Raw genomic sequence first — 14,988 nt, 5'->3', positions numbered from 1 at the left:
TATCCGGTCGAAACGCGGACCGTATCAGTGCTGATGGTACGACACTCCGGCGGAAGAGGTGTCCGTAAAAACTTGGGCAAGTTCAACAGGTCGATAGATTTCCCGACCTTCATGCCCACTTCTCAGTATCAGACATTCCGTTGCGAACCGGTTTAATCTGTCGATCCGACGATTTCTGCGAGATGCTGTCCCGACAGCCAGGCAGCTTCGATCCGCGGTCCGAGAAGCCAGTCGCCGCAGGCGCCTAGCCGGATATCAACGTTCCAGATCGCGCTGCGGTTCAACGCGTCGACCTTCGCATACCGCCAGCGATGGACGCTGGTCGCGATGACGGCAGGCGTGCCGGCGCCGATATGGTCCGCGAACACCTCAAGAAGCGCGCGTTGCACCGGGTCGGGATCGTCCTCTAGATGCGCGCGCGACCAATCGGCATTGGCCTGAAGGACCCAGGCCTCCGGTCCAGTCCGATCTGGCTTGGCCGAGTTGCGGACGGCGGATCCGATGATGCCAAGGTCTGTAAGCCGATCGCGATCGATCGGCACGGGGCCGTCATATGCTGCCATGACGGTCCAGCACGGGTCGGACACCGCGCAACGGGCCGCATCGGCCATCGCGACATCGTGGGCGGCGACCAAGGGCGCGACCTGTTCGGCGGGCACCGCGACGATCGCTGCGTCGAACCGCTCGTTACCGATCCGCCATTCGCCGTCATAGGTCAGGGTGTCGATGACCGTGTTCCAGCGGACGTCGCCGTCGCGCGCCATCGCTTGGATCGGCGCGTTCATCGCGGGCGTCCCGACCCATGCCTCCGCGCCGGCGGGCGACCAGCGCGCGACGTGGCCGTCTTGCGCCCAGCGTTCGACCTGCGCGACGAACGCGGGGTCGCGTGCCGTCAGATATTGCGCGCCGTGATCGAACGCGGCTTCACCCAGCGGGGTGTCGATGCGGCGGGTCGACATCCGGCCACCCGGCCCACGCCCCTTGTCGAACACGATGACATCGTGCCCCTGATGACGAAGCGCCTGCGCGCAGGACAGGCCCGCCATTCCCGCCCCGATGATTCCGATCTGCATGACTATCCCCGTGCCGGCATTCAGCAAACGAACGCGCTGCCGACCGTACAGCGTCAAACGCGGAGTTTGTCGATTGGAGCCGGTAGCGCGGAGATTTCGTCTCGGGCGAGCGGCTTCAGGATGACGGTTCAGCTTCGAACGTCTCCGCCGCCGAAGACCACCTGGTTGCGCAGGGCGGGGGCGAACAGGCTGTAGAGAAACGGCAGGTTGCCGCCGCTCACCGTATCGAGCGTAGCACGGTGATCGGGGGAAAGGGTAAGGCCAAGTGCGGCGACATTGTCGGTTACCTGCTCCGCCCGGCTCACGCCCATCAGTGTCGATGTGACGCCAGGCTGTCCGACCACCCAGGACAGCGCGACGCGCGCTGGCTTCTCGTCAATCTCCGCGGCGACGCGTTTCAGTTCGTCGAGGATCTGCCAGTTGCGCTCGGTGAACAGCGTGTCGCCGAACGGATTGTCGCCATCGAGCCGCTTGTCGTCGGTGGGCCGCGCCGCGCTGTCCTGCCCGGATTGGTTGGGGACGCCGCCCGCGCGCCTGGGCCCCGCCTCGACGGTCGCGCGGTCGTATTTGCCGGTGAGCAGGCCATAGGCGAGGGGGCTCCAGGGAACGAGACCCATGCCCGCCGATCGCGCGAGCGGCAGGTGTTCGGCTTCGACCCCGCGTTCGACCAGCGAATAGAAATATTGCAGGCCGATCGGCGCCGGATCGCCCTGGACCCGTGCTAGTGTCGCGAGCTCGGCGACATACCACGCCGGCGTGTTGGATATGCCCCAGTAGCGAATCTTGCCCGCTGCGACGAGCGCGGTCATCGTCCGCAGCAGTTCCTCGGGCGGCGTGATACCGTCCCAGACATGTACCCAGTACAGGTCGATGAAGTCCGTCCGGAGTCGGCGTAGCGATCCTTCTACCGACGCCAGAATGTGGCGCGTGCCATTGCCACCTGCATAACAGCCGCGGCCGGTCGCAAACCCCGATTTCGTCGCGATCACCAGCCGGTCGCGCGACGATTGCACGCCGACAAAACTACCGACCATCTCTTCCGATCGTCCGCCCGCATAGACGTCGGCGGTATCGATGAAATTGCCGCCAAGATCGGTGTAGCGATCGAACACCGCGCGACTTCCACTCTCGTCCAGCCCCCATCGCGGCGTGCCGAAGGTCATCGTACCGAGTGCCAGTGGGCTGACGAGAAGGCCGGACCGGCCGAGCGGGCGATAGCTGTCGAGTTTCATGATCGCATCCTCCAGTGTGTCGGCTCCAGATGGACGCAGGACGGCGCGAGGATTAGATCATCCGCAGCGCATGGGTTGCTGAAGGATGTTCAGGAATGGATCGCGATCTCTGGTCCGGTCTCGCGGTGTTCGAGACGATCGTCGACGCCGGCAGCTTTGCGCGAGCGGCGACGCGGCTTGGATTGTCCGCATCGGCCTTGAGCCATGCGATGCGGTCGCTCGAAACGAAACTGGGCGTCCGACTGCTCGACCGTACCACCCGGTCGCTGGCGCTGACGGATGCGGGTGAGGAACTGCTGGCGCGGTTGAGGCCGGCGATCGCTTCGGTCGCGGGCGCGCTGGCCGACCTGGATAACGCCTGCGAACGACCGGCGGGGCGGATTCGCGTCAGCGCACACCGGGTCGCGGCGCTCTACGCCATCCTGCCGCGATTGCCCGACTTTGCGCGCGCTTATCCCGACATCGCCGTTGAACTGGTGGTCGACGACGGGTTCGTCGACATCGTCGCGGACCGTTTCGACTGCGGGGTCCGGCACGCGCAGACGCTGCAGGCCGACATGATATCGGTGCCGATCAGCGCGACGGTGCCACTCGTCTTCGTTGCCGCCCCGGCCTACCTCGCCGACTATCCTGCACCCGCCGATCCCGACGATCTCGTTGCGCATCGCTGCCTGTGTTACCGGTACACGTCCTCCGGCGTCGTACACCGATGGGAATTCGAGCGGGATGGCCGCACGGTGGAACGGTCGGTCCGTGGCGACTTCATCACCAACGATATCGACGTGATGCGCGACGCCGCGGTGGCAGGGCTGGGAGTAGCTTGCCTGCCGCTGCCGCACGCTGCGCAGGCACTGGCCGACGGTACGCTGGTCGAAGTGCTCGCCGGCTGGGCGCCCGTACTCGCGCCGAACCACCTCTACTATCCCAGCCGCCGCCAACCGACTGCCGCTTTCCAGGCCTTCGTGGCGGCGATGCGCGTCTGATCGCAAGCGGGCGTTGTTAGGATCAGGGGCATTCGACGATCAGGATCACGGGACGCTTCGTTCGGTAAGGTCGCCGTCAGCCTTCACAAGTTCAAGGGCATGAATGAGCATCTGGAGTTGTGTAACGGGAAGGCCGGCCCGAACGTCTGGACGTGGGTCAACCCTATCCTTTTCGGATTGTACCATAGGTTGGCTCTCGAGACGAGAGACGCCGGCATTGTTGGCGGAAGAGGTGGGATTCGAACCCACGGAACGGTTGCCCGCTCGCCGGTTTTCAAGACCGGTTCCTTAAACCACTCGGACACTCTTCCTCGGCCGTTCCGTCGCCTAGAGCGGGTGGGCCGCTTTGTGCAAGCCTTTGTCGCGCGGGGGGTTCATCCGCAAGGCCCGCTGTGCCAATAGAACGGACTAGCGGGAGGCCGGTATATGCGTTTGGCAAAGGCGGGGTTGGCGGTCGTTCTGAGCCTGATGGCAGGAACGTCGGCGTCGGCCCAGGATGCGGAAGGGTTCCAGTCCTATCTGCGCGAGGTCGCGGTTCGGGCGCGGGCGCAGGGGGTACGGCAATCGACGATCGATGCTGTGCTGCCGACGCTGACCTACAATCCGCGCGTCGTCGAACTGGACCAGCAGCAGCCCGGATCGTCCAATACGACCACCGTCTCGCGCTTCGCCCCCTATCGGATGCGGCATGTCGATGCCGCGCGGATCAATCGTGGCCGCACCGCCTATGCCGCGCAGCGTTCGCGGCTGGCGTCGATCGAGCGGACGACCGGCGTTCCCGAAGAGATCATGATCGCCATCTGGGGCCATGAAACCAACTATGGCAGCTATACCGGCGATTTCGACCTGCCGCGCAGCCTGGCGACGCTGGCCTATGAAGGGCGCCGCCGGGCGCTGTTCGAGCCAGAGTTCATCGCCACGTTGAAGATGATCGACCGCGGCGTCCCACGGGATCGGTTGAAGGGGAGCTGGGCCGGCGCGTTCGGATACCCGCAGTTCCTGCCGTCCATCTATCTGCGACTGGCGCGCGACGGCGACGGCGACGGGGTGGCGAACATCTGGTCGAACGAGGCGGATACGCTGGCATCGATCGCCAATTATTTTGTCGATGCCGGCTGGCGGCCGGGACAGCCCTGGGGTTTCGCCGTCCAGTTGCCGGCCGGGTTCGACCGGTCGATCCTGACGCCCAAGTCGCTGTCGCCGCGTTGTCCGCGCGTGTTCGAGCGGCACAGCCAGTGGCGGTCGCTGTCCGAATGGCAGGCGCTGGGCGTCATAGCCAGCGATGGCCGACGGCTGGACCCGACCATCCAGGCCACGCTGATCGAACCCGATGGTCCGGGGCAGACGGCCTATCTGCTCACCGGCAACTACCGGGTGATCCTCGATTATAATTGTTCCAACTATTACGCGCTGTCGGTCGGCCTGCTGGCGGATGCCGTGGCCCAATGAGCGTCGGCGCGGTCGCCCTGTTGCTGATGGGGATCGGACAGGTCGGAGCAGAGGCACCGCCGCCCGTCATCCATGAGCAGCGGCTGGATGATGTCGGCGCGGTATCGATCGGTCCCGAACCCTCGAAGCTGACCGTGTCGCATCGCGGCCTGCCCACCGGCAGCTTTGCGGAGGTCACCGATCTGGCCAGTGGGCGCACGATCATCGCCCTGGTCGAAGCCGATGCGTCGCCGGGCGGTAACGACGTCGGCCGGCTGTCGGCAGGTGCCGCTCGCGCGCTGGGATTGGGCCAGGGTGGCACTGCGAATGTGCGTATCCGCCCTGCCGTCCCGTCGCCGGCGGAGCAGGCCGCAGTCCGTAGCGGCACCACGGTCGCTCGCCTCGATGCGCCGGCGCGGTTGCTGGCGGCGCTGCGGCGCAGGCTGCCTACGCCCGCACCTGTTTCGCAACCGACACCGATACCTGCCCCGACGGCGAAGCCGGTGCCGACCGCCCCCGCCAGACCATCGCCAACTCCGAAGCCCGTTCCCGCCAAGCCCACACCGGTCGCCGCGCGTGGACGCTGGTTCGTACAGGTCGCCACCCTGTCCGACGCTGCCCGCGCCGCCGCGCTCGCAAAATCGGTCGATGGCGTTGTGCGTTCGGCGGGCAGGCTGTACCGGGTGCAGGCAGGCCCATTCGCCACCCGAGCCGCTGCCGAAACCGCCCGTGCGTCGATCGCCCGTCGCGGGTTCGGCGACGCCCGGATCATCGCCCAGGACTGAACGGAAACTCGTGCCCCATGCGTAAGATCGCCCTTTCGAGCATCGCCGCCATCGCCATTGCCACCCCCGGCATCTCCGCCGCGCCGCCGTTCGATACGCCGGCACCGGTCGCCTTCATGACCGACCTGTCTTCGGGCGCGACGCTCTATGCCAAGGATGCCGATCGCCGGATGCCGCCGGCTTCGATGGCAAAGATGATGACGGCCTACGTCGCATTCGACCTGATCAAGAAGGGCGAGCTGAAGCTCAGCGACACGGCGATCGTCGCGCCGGAAACATGGAAGAAGTGGCACGGCCCGCAGGCCGGTTCGACCATGTTCCTGTCGGTGAACGAGAATGTCAGCGTCGAGAACCTGTTGTACGGGATCATCGTCCTGTCGGGGAACGACGCCTGTGTCGTACTGGCCGAGAAGATCGCCGGTTCGGAGGAAGCGTTCACCAACCTGATGAACCAGCGGGCCAAGGAACTGGGCCTGACCAACAGCCATTTCGGCACGTCGAACGGCTGGCCGGATGAAGGGCGCACCTATGTGACGGCGCGCGACCTGGCAAAGCTGGCAACGGCCACGATCCAGAACCATCCCCAGCTGTACAAGAAATTCTATTCAAAGACCGATTTTACCTGGGGCAAGACGTTGGGCGAAGGGGCCGCGATCACGCAGGCGAACCGCGACCCGTTGCTCGGCCGGGTCCGCGGTGCCGATGGGCTGAAGACCGGCCATACCGAGGAAGCGGGCTATGGCTTCACCGGGTCGGCCGAACAGGATGGTCGCCGTCTGGTGATGGTCGTCGCCGGGCTGACCAGCGCGAACCAGCGGATCGCCGAATCGGTCAAGTTCATGAACTGGGGATTCGGCGCATGGCGCGCGCGCCCGATTGTCGCGGCTGGCAAGCGGGTTGAAACCGCTGAGGTGCAGCTGGGCGATTCGGCGACCGTCGGACTGGTCGCGCCGCGCGCGCTGACCGTCACCATGCCAGCTGGCACCAGCAGCCCGATCACCGCGAAAGTCGTCTATACCGGCCCGATCAAGGCACCGATCGCCAAGGGCCAGCATATCGCCGACCTGGTGATCGCATCGCCCGACACCGGGGAACAGCGGATGCCGCTGGTCGCCGAAAAGGACGTGGCGGAGGCCGGCTTCTTTGGCCGCGTCTGGGCAAGCCTGACGTCGCTGTTCGCTTGAGCGCCGGCCGATTCCTGACGCTCGAGGGCGGGGAGGGGGTCGGCAAGTCGACCCAGGCCCGCGCCCTCGTCGCCGCGCTCGAGTCACGCGGCATCCACGCGGTGCTGACGCGCGAGCCGGGGGGGAGCGAGGGTGCGGAGGCGATCCGTGCCCTGTTGATGCAGGGAGATGTTCGCCGGTGGAGCGCCCATGCCGAGGCATTGCTGTTCGCCGCCGCCCGCGCGGACCATGTCGAAAAGCTGATCCGGCCGATGGTGGACGCCGGCAGCTGGGTGATCTGCGACCGCTTCATCGATAGCACCCGCGCTTATCAGGGGGCACAGGGGATCGACGATGCCGCGATCCTCGCGCTGCACGGCTTCGGATCGCGCGGCTTGCTCCCGGATCGGACGTTGCTCCTGAGCCTGCCCGATGGCGTGGGGGACGCGCGGGCGCGGGCACGCGACGGTGCGGCCGCCGACCGGTTCGCTGCGCGCGACGACGACTTCCACCGCTCGGTCACCGCGACCTTTCACCGGATTGCTGCGGCGGAACCCGATCGGGTGCGGCGCATCGATGCCACGGGCGCCGTGGAACAGGTGACGGCACGGCTGATCGACGCGATCGCCGACCTGCTCCCGTGACCATGATCGGCAACGACGTTGCGCGGGAGGCTTTCATCGCGGCGGCGGACGGCACGGCGTTGCACCATGCGTGGCTCCTGACCGGACCGGAGGGGATCGGCAAGGCGGCGTTCGCTCGCGAGATGGCACTGCGCCTGCTGGCGAGCGCGCTCGACGGTCGTAGCCGGATGCGCGGGGACATCGCCGACGACCACCGCGTGGCCCAGTTGATGGCGGCCGGTGCCCATCCCGACTATCGCGCTCTTGTCCGCCTGCCCAAGGACCCGGACAAGCCCGATCAGGACATCGCCCGCAGCATCAAGATCGATCAGGTTCGTACGTTGCAACCCATGTTCGCGACCAAGCCCGCATTGTCGTCGCGGCGGGTCGTGGTGATCGATGCCATCGACGATCTCGAGCGGCCGGGCGCGAACGCCCTGCTGAAGAACCTCGAGGAGCCGCCTGTCGGAACGATCTTCCTGCTGGTCAGCCATTCGCCCGGCCGATTGCTGCCGACCATCCGATCGCGGTGCCGTCAGCTTCGTTTCGATCCGCTGCGGGATGCGGAAGTCGCGCGGGTATTGCGGGAAACGGTACCGGAGATCGAAGGAGCGGAGGTCGACGCGCTGGTCGCAGCGGCCGATGGTTCGCCGGGGCGCGCGCTTGCCTATGCCGGCCTGTCGGTCGCCGCGCTCGATCGCGATCTGGCGGCCATTGCGGAGACGGGCGACGGCGACAACCGTATCCGGTCGCGCCTTGCCAAGGCGTTGGCGGGCAAGACCGCACAGCCGCGCTACGCGGTGTTCCTCGATCGCGCGCCCGCGCTGATCGCCGCCGCCGCCCGTTCGCGCAGCGGACCGGCGCTGCGCGACGCGCTGGACGCCTATGACAAGGCACGGGCGCTTGCCGCGATGGCGCCGGCGCTGTCGCTGGTCGCGGACACGACGGTTTTCGAGATGGCCGGCCTCGTCGCGCGACTGGCGCCCGCGCGCGGGATCGCCTAGAGGCTCGGGCCATGTCCGATCCATTCTACATCACCACCGCGATCCATTATCCCAACGGTCGGCCGCATATCGGCCATGCCTATGAAATGATTGCCGCCGACGCGATCGCCCGCTTTCATCGGCAGGCCGGACGCGACGTCTTCTTTCAGACCGGCACCGACGAACACGGCCTGAAAATGGTCAAGACCGCGCGCGACCGGGGCGTCGAAGTCCGCAACCTGGCCGACGAAATGTCCGGATATTTCCGTGAGATGGCCGGAATTCTCAACATCTCGTGCGACCGGTTCATTCGCACCGTCGAACCGCAGCATTATGCCGCGTCGCAGGCGATCTGGACCGCGATGCGCGACGCAGGCGACCTGTATCTCGACCGCTACGAAGGCTGGTATTCGGTCCGCGATGAAGCGTTCTATGAGGAAAAGGAACTGACCGAGGGCGAGGGCGGGGTACGTCTGTCGCCGCAGGGCACGCCGGTCGAATGGACGGCGGAGGAAACCTGGTTCTTCCGCCTCTCGAAATATCAGCAGCCGCTGCTCGATTTTTACGCCGCCAACCCGGATTTCATTCAGCCCGAAAGCCGCCGTAACGAAGTGCTGCGCTTCGTTGAGGGCGGGCTGACCGACCTGTCGGTATCGCGGACCAGCTTCGATTGGGGTGTGCCGGTGCCCGACAGCCCCGGCCATGTCATGTATGTCTGGGTCGATGCGCTGACCAACTATCTCACCGGCGCCGGCTATCCCGACGCGCCGAACCGTTATTGGCCGGCGGCATTGCATCTGATCGGCAAGGATATCGTGCGGTTCCACGCGGTCTATTGGCCCGCCTTCCTGATGTCGGCCAATCTGTCGCTGCCGCACAAGGTGTTTGGCCACGGTTTTCTGCTGAACCGCGGGGAGAAGATGTCGAAATCGACCGGTAACGTGGTCGATCCGATCAAGCTGGCCGAACTCTACGGCGTCGACGCGCTGCGCTATTTCCTGCTGCGCGACATCAGCTTCGGACAGGACGGGACGTTCTCCGACGAAGCGATCGTGACGCGCGCCAATAGCGACCTTGCCAACAGTTTCGGCAACCTGGCGCAGCGGACGCTGTCGTTCATCGCCAAGAATTTGGAGGGCGCGCTTCCCGATGATGGGTGCGGCGATCCGGCGGACGATGCGTTGCTCGCGTCGGTCGGCGAAGCGATCGATGGCTATCGCAGCGCCTTCGCCGACCTGGCGCTCGGGCAAGCGCTGGAGGCGTGGATGCGCGGCGTCTTTGCCTGCAACCAGTATATCGATGTTCAGGCTCCGTGGGCGCTGCGCAAGACCGATCCGGACCGGATGCACGCCGTCCTGGGCACGCTGGTCCGCGCCATTCGCGACCTTGCCATCGCGATCGAACCGGTCGTGCCGGCGTCTGCTGCCACGTTGCTGGGACAACTGGGACAGTCGGGCAGGGGCCATGATGCGCTGGGCGACCATGGCTGGTATGGCGAACAGCGCGCCGCCGGGTTCCGCATGACGCCGCCGGTGCCGATCTTCCCGCGACTGGCGCTGGCGGAGGTCGAACCCGCATGAAGCTGGCCGACAGTCACTGCCACCTGAACTACAAGGGCGTGGCCGAGGCGTCGGGTGAGGTTCTGGCCCGCGCCCGCGCCACGGGGGTCGTGGCGATGCTCAACATCTCTACCCGCGAAAGCGAATGGGATGCGGTCGTCGGTACGGCTGAGCGCGAGCGCGATGTCTGGGCGACGGTCGGCATCCACCCGCATGAGGCGGACGAGCATCCGCATATCGATACCGCCCGCCTCGTGGCGGCCGCCGCGCATCCGCGGGTGGTCGGGATCGGAGAGAGCGGCCTCGACTATTATTACGACCATAGTGACCGTGCTGCCCAGCAACGGAGCTTCCGGGCGCATCTGGCCGCCTGTCGCGAAACCGGGCTGCCGATCGTGGTCCATACCCGCGACGCAGAGGGCGACACCGCCGCGATCCTGCGGGACGAACTGGGGAAGGGGGCTTTCCCAGGCGTCCTGCACTGCTTCACCGGATCGGCCGAATTGGCGCGGACCGCGATCGACCTGGGCTTCTACATCTCGATATCGGGGATCGTGACCTTCAAGAGCGCGCAGGACCTGCAGGCGGTGGCACGCGACTTGCCGCTCGACCGCTTGCTGATTGAAACCGACGCACCGTTCCTGGCACCCGTACCGCATCGGGGCAAGCAGGGCGAACCGGCGTTCGTCGCCGACACCTGCCGCTTCCTCGCGCACCTCCGGGGGGAGGATGCTGACGCGATGGCGGATGCGACGCGGTTGAACTTCCATCGCCTGTTCGCCAAGACACTGGCATGAAAATCCGCATCCTCGGATCGGGCACATCGTCCGGGGTACCGCGAATCGGTAACGACTGGGGCGCGTGCGATCCGCTGGAGCCGCGCAACCGCCGCACGCGGGTATCGGCGCTGGTCGACTATGCCGACACGCGAATTTTGATCGACACCGGTCCGGACATGCGCGAGCAGTTGCTGGCCGCCGATGTCGCGACGGTCGACACCGTGTTGTGGACACACGATCATGCCGACCACTGCCACGGTATCGATGACCTGCGTCAGCTGTTCCATAACGCCCGCAAGCCGGTCGCCGGCTATGCGCGGGCGGCCACGTTACACAGCCTGCAGGCACGGTTCGACTATGTTTTTGCCGGGCGGGCAGGGTATCGGGCGACGGTGACCGGCGCGCTCCTGCCAGACCGGATGGCGATCGGCGACATATCGATCCGCTGCACCGATCAGCCGCATGGATCGATCGAGTCCGCCGGGCTGCGGTTCGATACCGATCGCGGGTCGATCGGCTATGCCACTGATTTCAGTGCGGTGACGCCGGCGATGTTGGATCTGTATCGCGACGTCGACATTCTCATCGTCGATGCGCTGCGGGTCGCGCCACATCCGACCCATCCGTCGCTGGCCGAAGCGATCGCGTTTTCGCGGAACTGCGGGGCGGGGCGAACCGTCCTGATCCATATGGATCATTCGATGGACTATGCATCTTTGCGCGAACGGCTGCCGGCCGGTATCGAACCCGGCTATGACGGGATGGAACTGACGCTGTGAGCGATGACCGGACCGTCTATGTCCTGCTCGGTCTGATGATGCTCATTCTGCCGCTATCAGCGCTTCTGGCACGAAGGCCATCGGTTGGCAGTGTCGTCCGGGCTTTGATTGGCTGGGCAGTCGTCGTCGCCGTACTCTATGCGATATTCAGCTACCGCGATAGGATTCTAGAACTCACGGGAACAATCGGGGAACGACTGGGCGTTGCGGAGCAGAGCGTCGATGGCGACACGGTTCACATCCGGCAGTCGGTCGATGGCCATTTCTGGGCGGTCGCGCGGTTGAACGGCATCGAACGTCGGATGCTGATCGACAGCGGTGCTACGTCGACCGCCATTTCCGAAGCGACCGCCAAGGCGATCGGCGTCACGCCGCGCCGGCTGCCGCCGGTGCTGCTGACGACCGCGAACGGCACGATCGAGGCAGCCCGAGGACGGATTGAAACGGTACGGATTGGCTCGCTGGAAACACGGGACCTGCCAGTGGTGATTTCGCCAGCGTTCGGCGAAATGGACGTAGTGGGAATGAACTTCCTGTCACGGTTGGGAAGTTGGCGGGTGGCCCGCGGAACGTTGATCCTGGAAGCGGACAAACCAGCTTAATTTTACATAATGTTTATTATCGGAATTGAAAATATGGTCGCGGAGGATGCTGGGAATGTCGGCCGATCGTTAGGCTCTACCGACGGGTCGAGTGATTTGGCAACGCATGATCGAATGACATCCAGTATGGCCGTTAGCGAGCAGTCGGTGCTGGACGGCTCGTCCGGCGCCGTCGCTTCCTCGGACGATGTTGTCGGCCGTATCGTTGCCATAATGGCGCGACTGCGTGATCCGGAACGTGGCTGCGAATGGGACCGCGTGCAGACCTTCGCCACGATCGCCCCCTACACGATCGAGGAAGCGTACGAGGTCGCGGACGCTATTGCGCGTGGCGACATGGCGGACCTGAAGGACGAACTGGGCGACCTGTTGCTGCAGGTCGTGTTCCACAGCCGGATCGCCGAGGAAGCTGCGTTGTTCGACCTGCGCGACGTTGTGAATGCGATCAGCGACAAGATGGAGCGGCGCCATCCGCACATTTTTGGCGACGCTGAAGTCGGTGGTCATTACCTGTGGGAACAGGTCAAGGCGGCTGAACGCTTTGAAAAAGCCGGCCAAAACGGGGCACTGGCCGGCGTGGCTTTGGGTCTGCCGGCACTGGCGCGAGCGGAAAAATTGCAGAAGCGGGCGGCGCGGGTCGGCTTTGACTGGCCGGATGCGACAGGGCCGAGGGCCAAGATCGACGAGGAACTGGCCGAGGTCGAGGCGGCAAGCGCAGCGGAACGTGAGGAGGAGGTCGGCGACCTGCTATTTTCGGTCGTCAACTGGGCAAGGCATCTGGGCGTCGATCCCGAAGCGGCGTTGCGCGCCGCCAATGCCAAGTTCGAGCATCGCTTCGCCGTGATGGAAGCCGAAGATGCCCAGTTTGCCGAGCGATCGCTGGCCGAAAAGGAAATCGCATGGGTTCGGGCGAAGATCGGCCCCCTTCCCTGACGATTTTCGATAGTTTTCGTAAAACAGGCCGTAGAGTCGTCGGGAGTCGCACAGGTAGCTAGCATAGAGCGTCGGCCCGACGAGTCCTGGGCGGCGTTTTTGGGACGCTGGCAGACTCCTGCCCTTCCCGCCCGTCAGATCGGGACGCGCGAAACGCGCCCCCTGCCCGGCGGGTCGACGGATTATCGGGTCAGGAACCGCTCGTAATCGGCCGGCGCCATGCGCACGTCGTACAGCGCGCGATCCTCGTCGATCCAGTGGTCGGTGACCTCACCATGCGCGTACAGCCACGCCGCACTTGCACCGTCCTCAGGTGCCAGTGCGATGCGGTAGCGCCGATGTCCTTCGGTCAGCCGATCGCCAACGGTGCGGACGAGGCGATCCACCCCCTCCCCGGTCAGCGCGGACAAGGCGACGATGTCTTCACGGTGTGCCGCCTCCCCCAGCATCTCGATCCGATCGTCTTCGCTCAACAGGTCGAGCTTGTTCCACGCTTCGATCCGCGGAGTCGTTTCGTCGACACCGATCTCCTTCAGCACCGCTTCCACATCCGCCGCCTGCGCCGCGGTATCGGGATGCGCCACGTCGCGGACATGGATCAGCAGGTCGGCGGACACCACCTCTTCCAGCGTCGCCTTGAACGCCGCGACCAGTTGCGTCGGCAGGTCGGACACGAAACCCACCGTGTCCGACAGGATCGCCTTGTCGATGCCGGGCAACGACACTTGGCGCAGCGTCGGGTCGAGCGTCGCGAACAACAGGTTTTCTGCCATGACATCCGCGCCGGTCAGGCGGTTGAACAACGTCGACTTGCCGGCGTTGGTATAGCCGACCAGTGCTACCACCGGCCAGGGCGCACGCTGGCGCCGGTCGCGATGCAGCGTGCGGGTGCGCGATACGCCGTCGAGTTCCCGCCGCAACCGCGCCATGCGGTCCCGGATCAGGCGGCGATCCGCCTCGATCTGGGTTTCACCCGGACCACCGAGAAAGCCGAAGCCGCCGCGTTGCCGCTCAAGATGGGTCCAGCTACGGACCAAGCGACCGGCCTGATAATCGAGGTGGGCCAGTTCGACCTGCAGTCGACCTTCGGCGGTACGGGCGCGCTCGCCGAAGATTTCGAGGATCAGCCCGGTGCGGTCGATAACCTTGCACCCTAGCCCGGTTTCCAGGTTACGCTGCTGGACCGGCGTCAGTGCCGCGTCGAAGACTGCCAGTTGCACGTCCCCGTCACGCACCATCTGCGCAAGCTGGTCCACCTGCCCGCTGCCAATCAGCGTCGCGGGCTTTGGCGCCCGCACGCGGAATGGCACCCGATGCCGCACATCGACACCGATCGCGAGCGCGAGACCGGCGGTTTCCTCGAGCCGGGACTCCGCATCGCGGGCCGACCCGCCCATGTCGGGCAGGACGACGATCGCCGATGCGCCACGCGTGAATTCCTGCGCGTCGCGGTCGAAACCGGTACTCAAGCCTCGTCCGCTCCCGACGCCTGTTCCTCGGCAAGGTTTAGCGGGTTGGCCGGCTGAATGGTCGACACGGCGTGCTTGTACACCAATTGGGACATGCCTTCGCGCTGGAGCAACATGCAGAACAGGTCGAACGCGGCGATCTGACCCTGCAGCATGACGCCGTTGACCAGGAACATGGTGACGTTTTCCTGCGCCTTGCGTACGGCGTTCAGGAAGATTTCCTGCAGCGGCGCGTGCTTCGATGTGTTTTCCGACGCAGCCTCGATGACCGACGAGAGGTCGGTGGGACCGGCGGGCATGATTGTCGAGATCGCGTGCTTGTAGATCAGCTGCGACTGACCGTCGCGGCGCAGCAACACCGAAAAATTGTCGAACCACGTCACGATCCCCTGGAGCTTCACGCCCTTTACCAGGAACATCGTGACCGGCGTCTTCGACCGGCGTAGCGAGTTGAGAAACAGGTCCTGAAGCGACCCCTGCCGTTCGGCCATGGCTTGCCCTTGTTCTTGGCGGGAATTTCCCGCTGAGTGTCTTTAACCGTCACCCGGTTGCCGCGCCCCTGTGGTGCGGAGCCGTCAATCTAGGTCGGACGCCGCG

General features: G+C 65.4%; 14 protein-coding genes, 1 tRNA gene and 1 pseudogene. 11 read left to right on the top strand and 5 right to left on the bottom strand.

The annotated features are described in order from the left end of the window. Positions 1-152 precede the first annotated feature (152 nt). Together QZ755_RS09405 and QZ755_RS09400 are read right to left on the bottom strand one after the other, a co-directional pair. The gene (locus tag QZ755_RS09405; RefSeq protein WP_294322189.1) at positions 153-1,073 is read right to left on the bottom strand and encodes an FAD-dependent oxidoreductase; all 921 of its coding nucleotides are present in this window, start codon (positions 1,071-1,073) and stop codon (positions 153-155) included. Between the two features lie 128 nt (positions 1,074-1,201). Further along, positions 1,202-2,305, bottom strand: a complete 1,104-nt coding sequence (locus QZ755_RS09400) for an aldo/keto reductase (protein ID WP_294322187.1) — start codon at positions 2,303-2,305, stop codon at positions 1,202-1,204. 95 nt (positions 2,306-2,400) lie between these two features. On the opposite strand from QZ755_RS09400, the gene QZ755_RS09395 reads away from it, so the two are divergent. Next, a complete protein-coding gene (locus tag QZ755_RS09395) occupies positions 2,401-3,288 on the top strand; it encodes a LysR family transcriptional regulator (protein WP_294322185.1) in 888 nt (295 codons plus the stop codon). A gap of 221 nt (positions 3,289-3,509) precedes the next feature. Here the strand turns inward: QZ755_RS09395 and QZ755_RS09390 are convergent. Then, positions 3,510-3,599 (bottom strand) — tRNA-Ser (locus tag QZ755_RS09390). 115 nt (positions 3,600-3,714) lie between these two features. Here QZ755_RS09390 and QZ755_RS09385 point away from each other — a divergent pair. Genes QZ755_RS09385 through mazG form a run of 10 tightly spaced genes read left to right on the top strand, consistent with a single transcriptional unit; the run spans position 3,715 to position 12,922 of the window. Then, entirely contained in the window at positions 3,715-4,737 is a 1,023-nt protein-coding gene (locus tag QZ755_RS09385; RefSeq protein WP_294322183.1) for a lytic transglycosylase domain-containing protein, read from the top strand. Next, positions 4,734-5,501, top strand: a complete 768-nt coding sequence (locus tag QZ755_RS09380; protein ID WP_294322181.1) for an SPOR domain-containing protein — start codon at positions 4,734-4,736, stop codon at positions 5,499-5,501. Before QZ755_RS09385 ends, QZ755_RS09380 begins: the two co-directional genes overlap by 4 nt. A 17-nt stretch (positions 5,502-5,518) precedes the next feature. Then, positions 5,519-6,685: a D-alanyl-D-alanine carboxypeptidase family protein gene (locus QZ755_RS09375; RefSeq protein ID WP_294322179.1), complete on the top strand. Its 1,167-nt coding sequence runs from the start codon at positions 5,519-5,521 to the stop codon at positions 6,683-6,685. Further along, positions 6,682-7,308 carry a dTMP kinase gene (gene tmk, locus QZ755_RS09370; protein ID WP_294322177.1) on the top strand — a complete coding sequence of 209 codons (627 nt, stop codon included), beginning with the start codon at positions 6,682-6,684 and terminating at the stop codon, positions 7,306-7,308. Before QZ755_RS09375 ends, tmk begins: the two co-directional genes overlap by 4 nt. Continuing rightward, complete coding sequence (locus QZ755_RS09365; RefSeq protein ID WP_294322175.1) at positions 7,305-8,291, top strand: DNA polymerase III subunit delta'; 987 nt, start codon at positions 7,305-7,307, stop codon at positions 8,289-8,291. The genes tmk and QZ755_RS09365 overlap by 4 nt, the downstream gene beginning before the upstream one ends. A gap of 11 nt (positions 8,292-8,302) precedes the next feature. Next, positions 8,303-9,850 carry a methionine--tRNA ligase gene (metG, locus tag QZ755_RS09360; protein WP_294322173.1) on the top strand — a complete coding sequence of 516 codons (1,548 nt, stop codon included), beginning with the start codon at positions 8,303-8,305 and terminating at the stop codon, positions 9,848-9,850. Then, positions 9,847-10,626 (top strand): TatD family hydrolase, encoded by a 780-nt coding sequence (locus tag QZ755_RS09355; RefSeq protein ID WP_294322172.1) that lies wholly within the window; start codon positions 9,847-9,849, stop codon positions 10,624-10,626. Before metG ends, QZ755_RS09355 begins: the two co-directional genes overlap by 4 nt. Beyond that, the gene (locus QZ755_RS09350; protein ID WP_294322170.1) at positions 10,623-11,387 is read left to right on the top strand and encodes an MBL fold metallo-hydrolase; all 765 of its coding nucleotides are present in this window, start codon (positions 10,623-10,625) and stop codon (positions 11,385-11,387) included. Before QZ755_RS09355 ends, QZ755_RS09350 begins: the two co-directional genes overlap by 4 nt. After that, positions 11,384-11,989: a TIGR02281 family clan AA aspartic protease gene (locus QZ755_RS09345; RefSeq protein ID WP_294322168.1), complete on the top strand. Its 606-nt coding sequence runs from the start codon at positions 11,384-11,386 to the stop codon at positions 11,987-11,989. The genes QZ755_RS09350 and QZ755_RS09345 overlap by 4 nt, the downstream gene beginning before the upstream one ends. A gap of 9 nt (positions 11,990-11,998) precedes the next feature. Next, positions 11,999-12,922, top strand: a complete 924-nt coding sequence (mazG, locus tag QZ755_RS09340) for a nucleoside triphosphate pyrophosphohydrolase (RefSeq protein ID WP_366509172.1) — start codon at positions 11,999-12,001, stop codon at positions 12,920-12,922. 182 nt (positions 12,923-13,104) lie between these two features. Here the strand turns inward: mazG and hflX are convergent, their stop codons facing one another. Together hflX and hfq are read right to left on the bottom strand one after the other, a co-directional pair. Further along, positions 13,105-14,391: a GTPase HflX gene (hflX, locus tag QZ755_RS09335; protein ID WP_294322167.1), complete on the bottom strand. Its 1,287-nt coding sequence runs from the start codon at positions 14,389-14,391 to the stop codon at positions 13,105-13,107. Beyond that, positions 14,388-14,894 (bottom strand): annotated as a pseudogene (hfq, locus tag QZ755_RS09330) (RNA chaperone Hfq); the annotation flags it as partial. The gene hflX and the pseudogene hfq, both read right to left, overlap by 4 nt. Positions 14,895-14,988: the final 94 nt, after the last annotated feature.

This window comes from uncultured Sphingomonas sp. (genome assembly GCF_913776855.1).
In the GTDB taxonomy this organism is placed as follows: domain Bacteria; phylum Pseudomonadota; class Alphaproteobacteria; order Sphingomonadales; family Sphingomonadaceae; genus Sphingomonas.
Note: the sequence above shows the minus strand (reverse complement) of the source record. Positions and strands in the feature narration are given on the sequence as shown.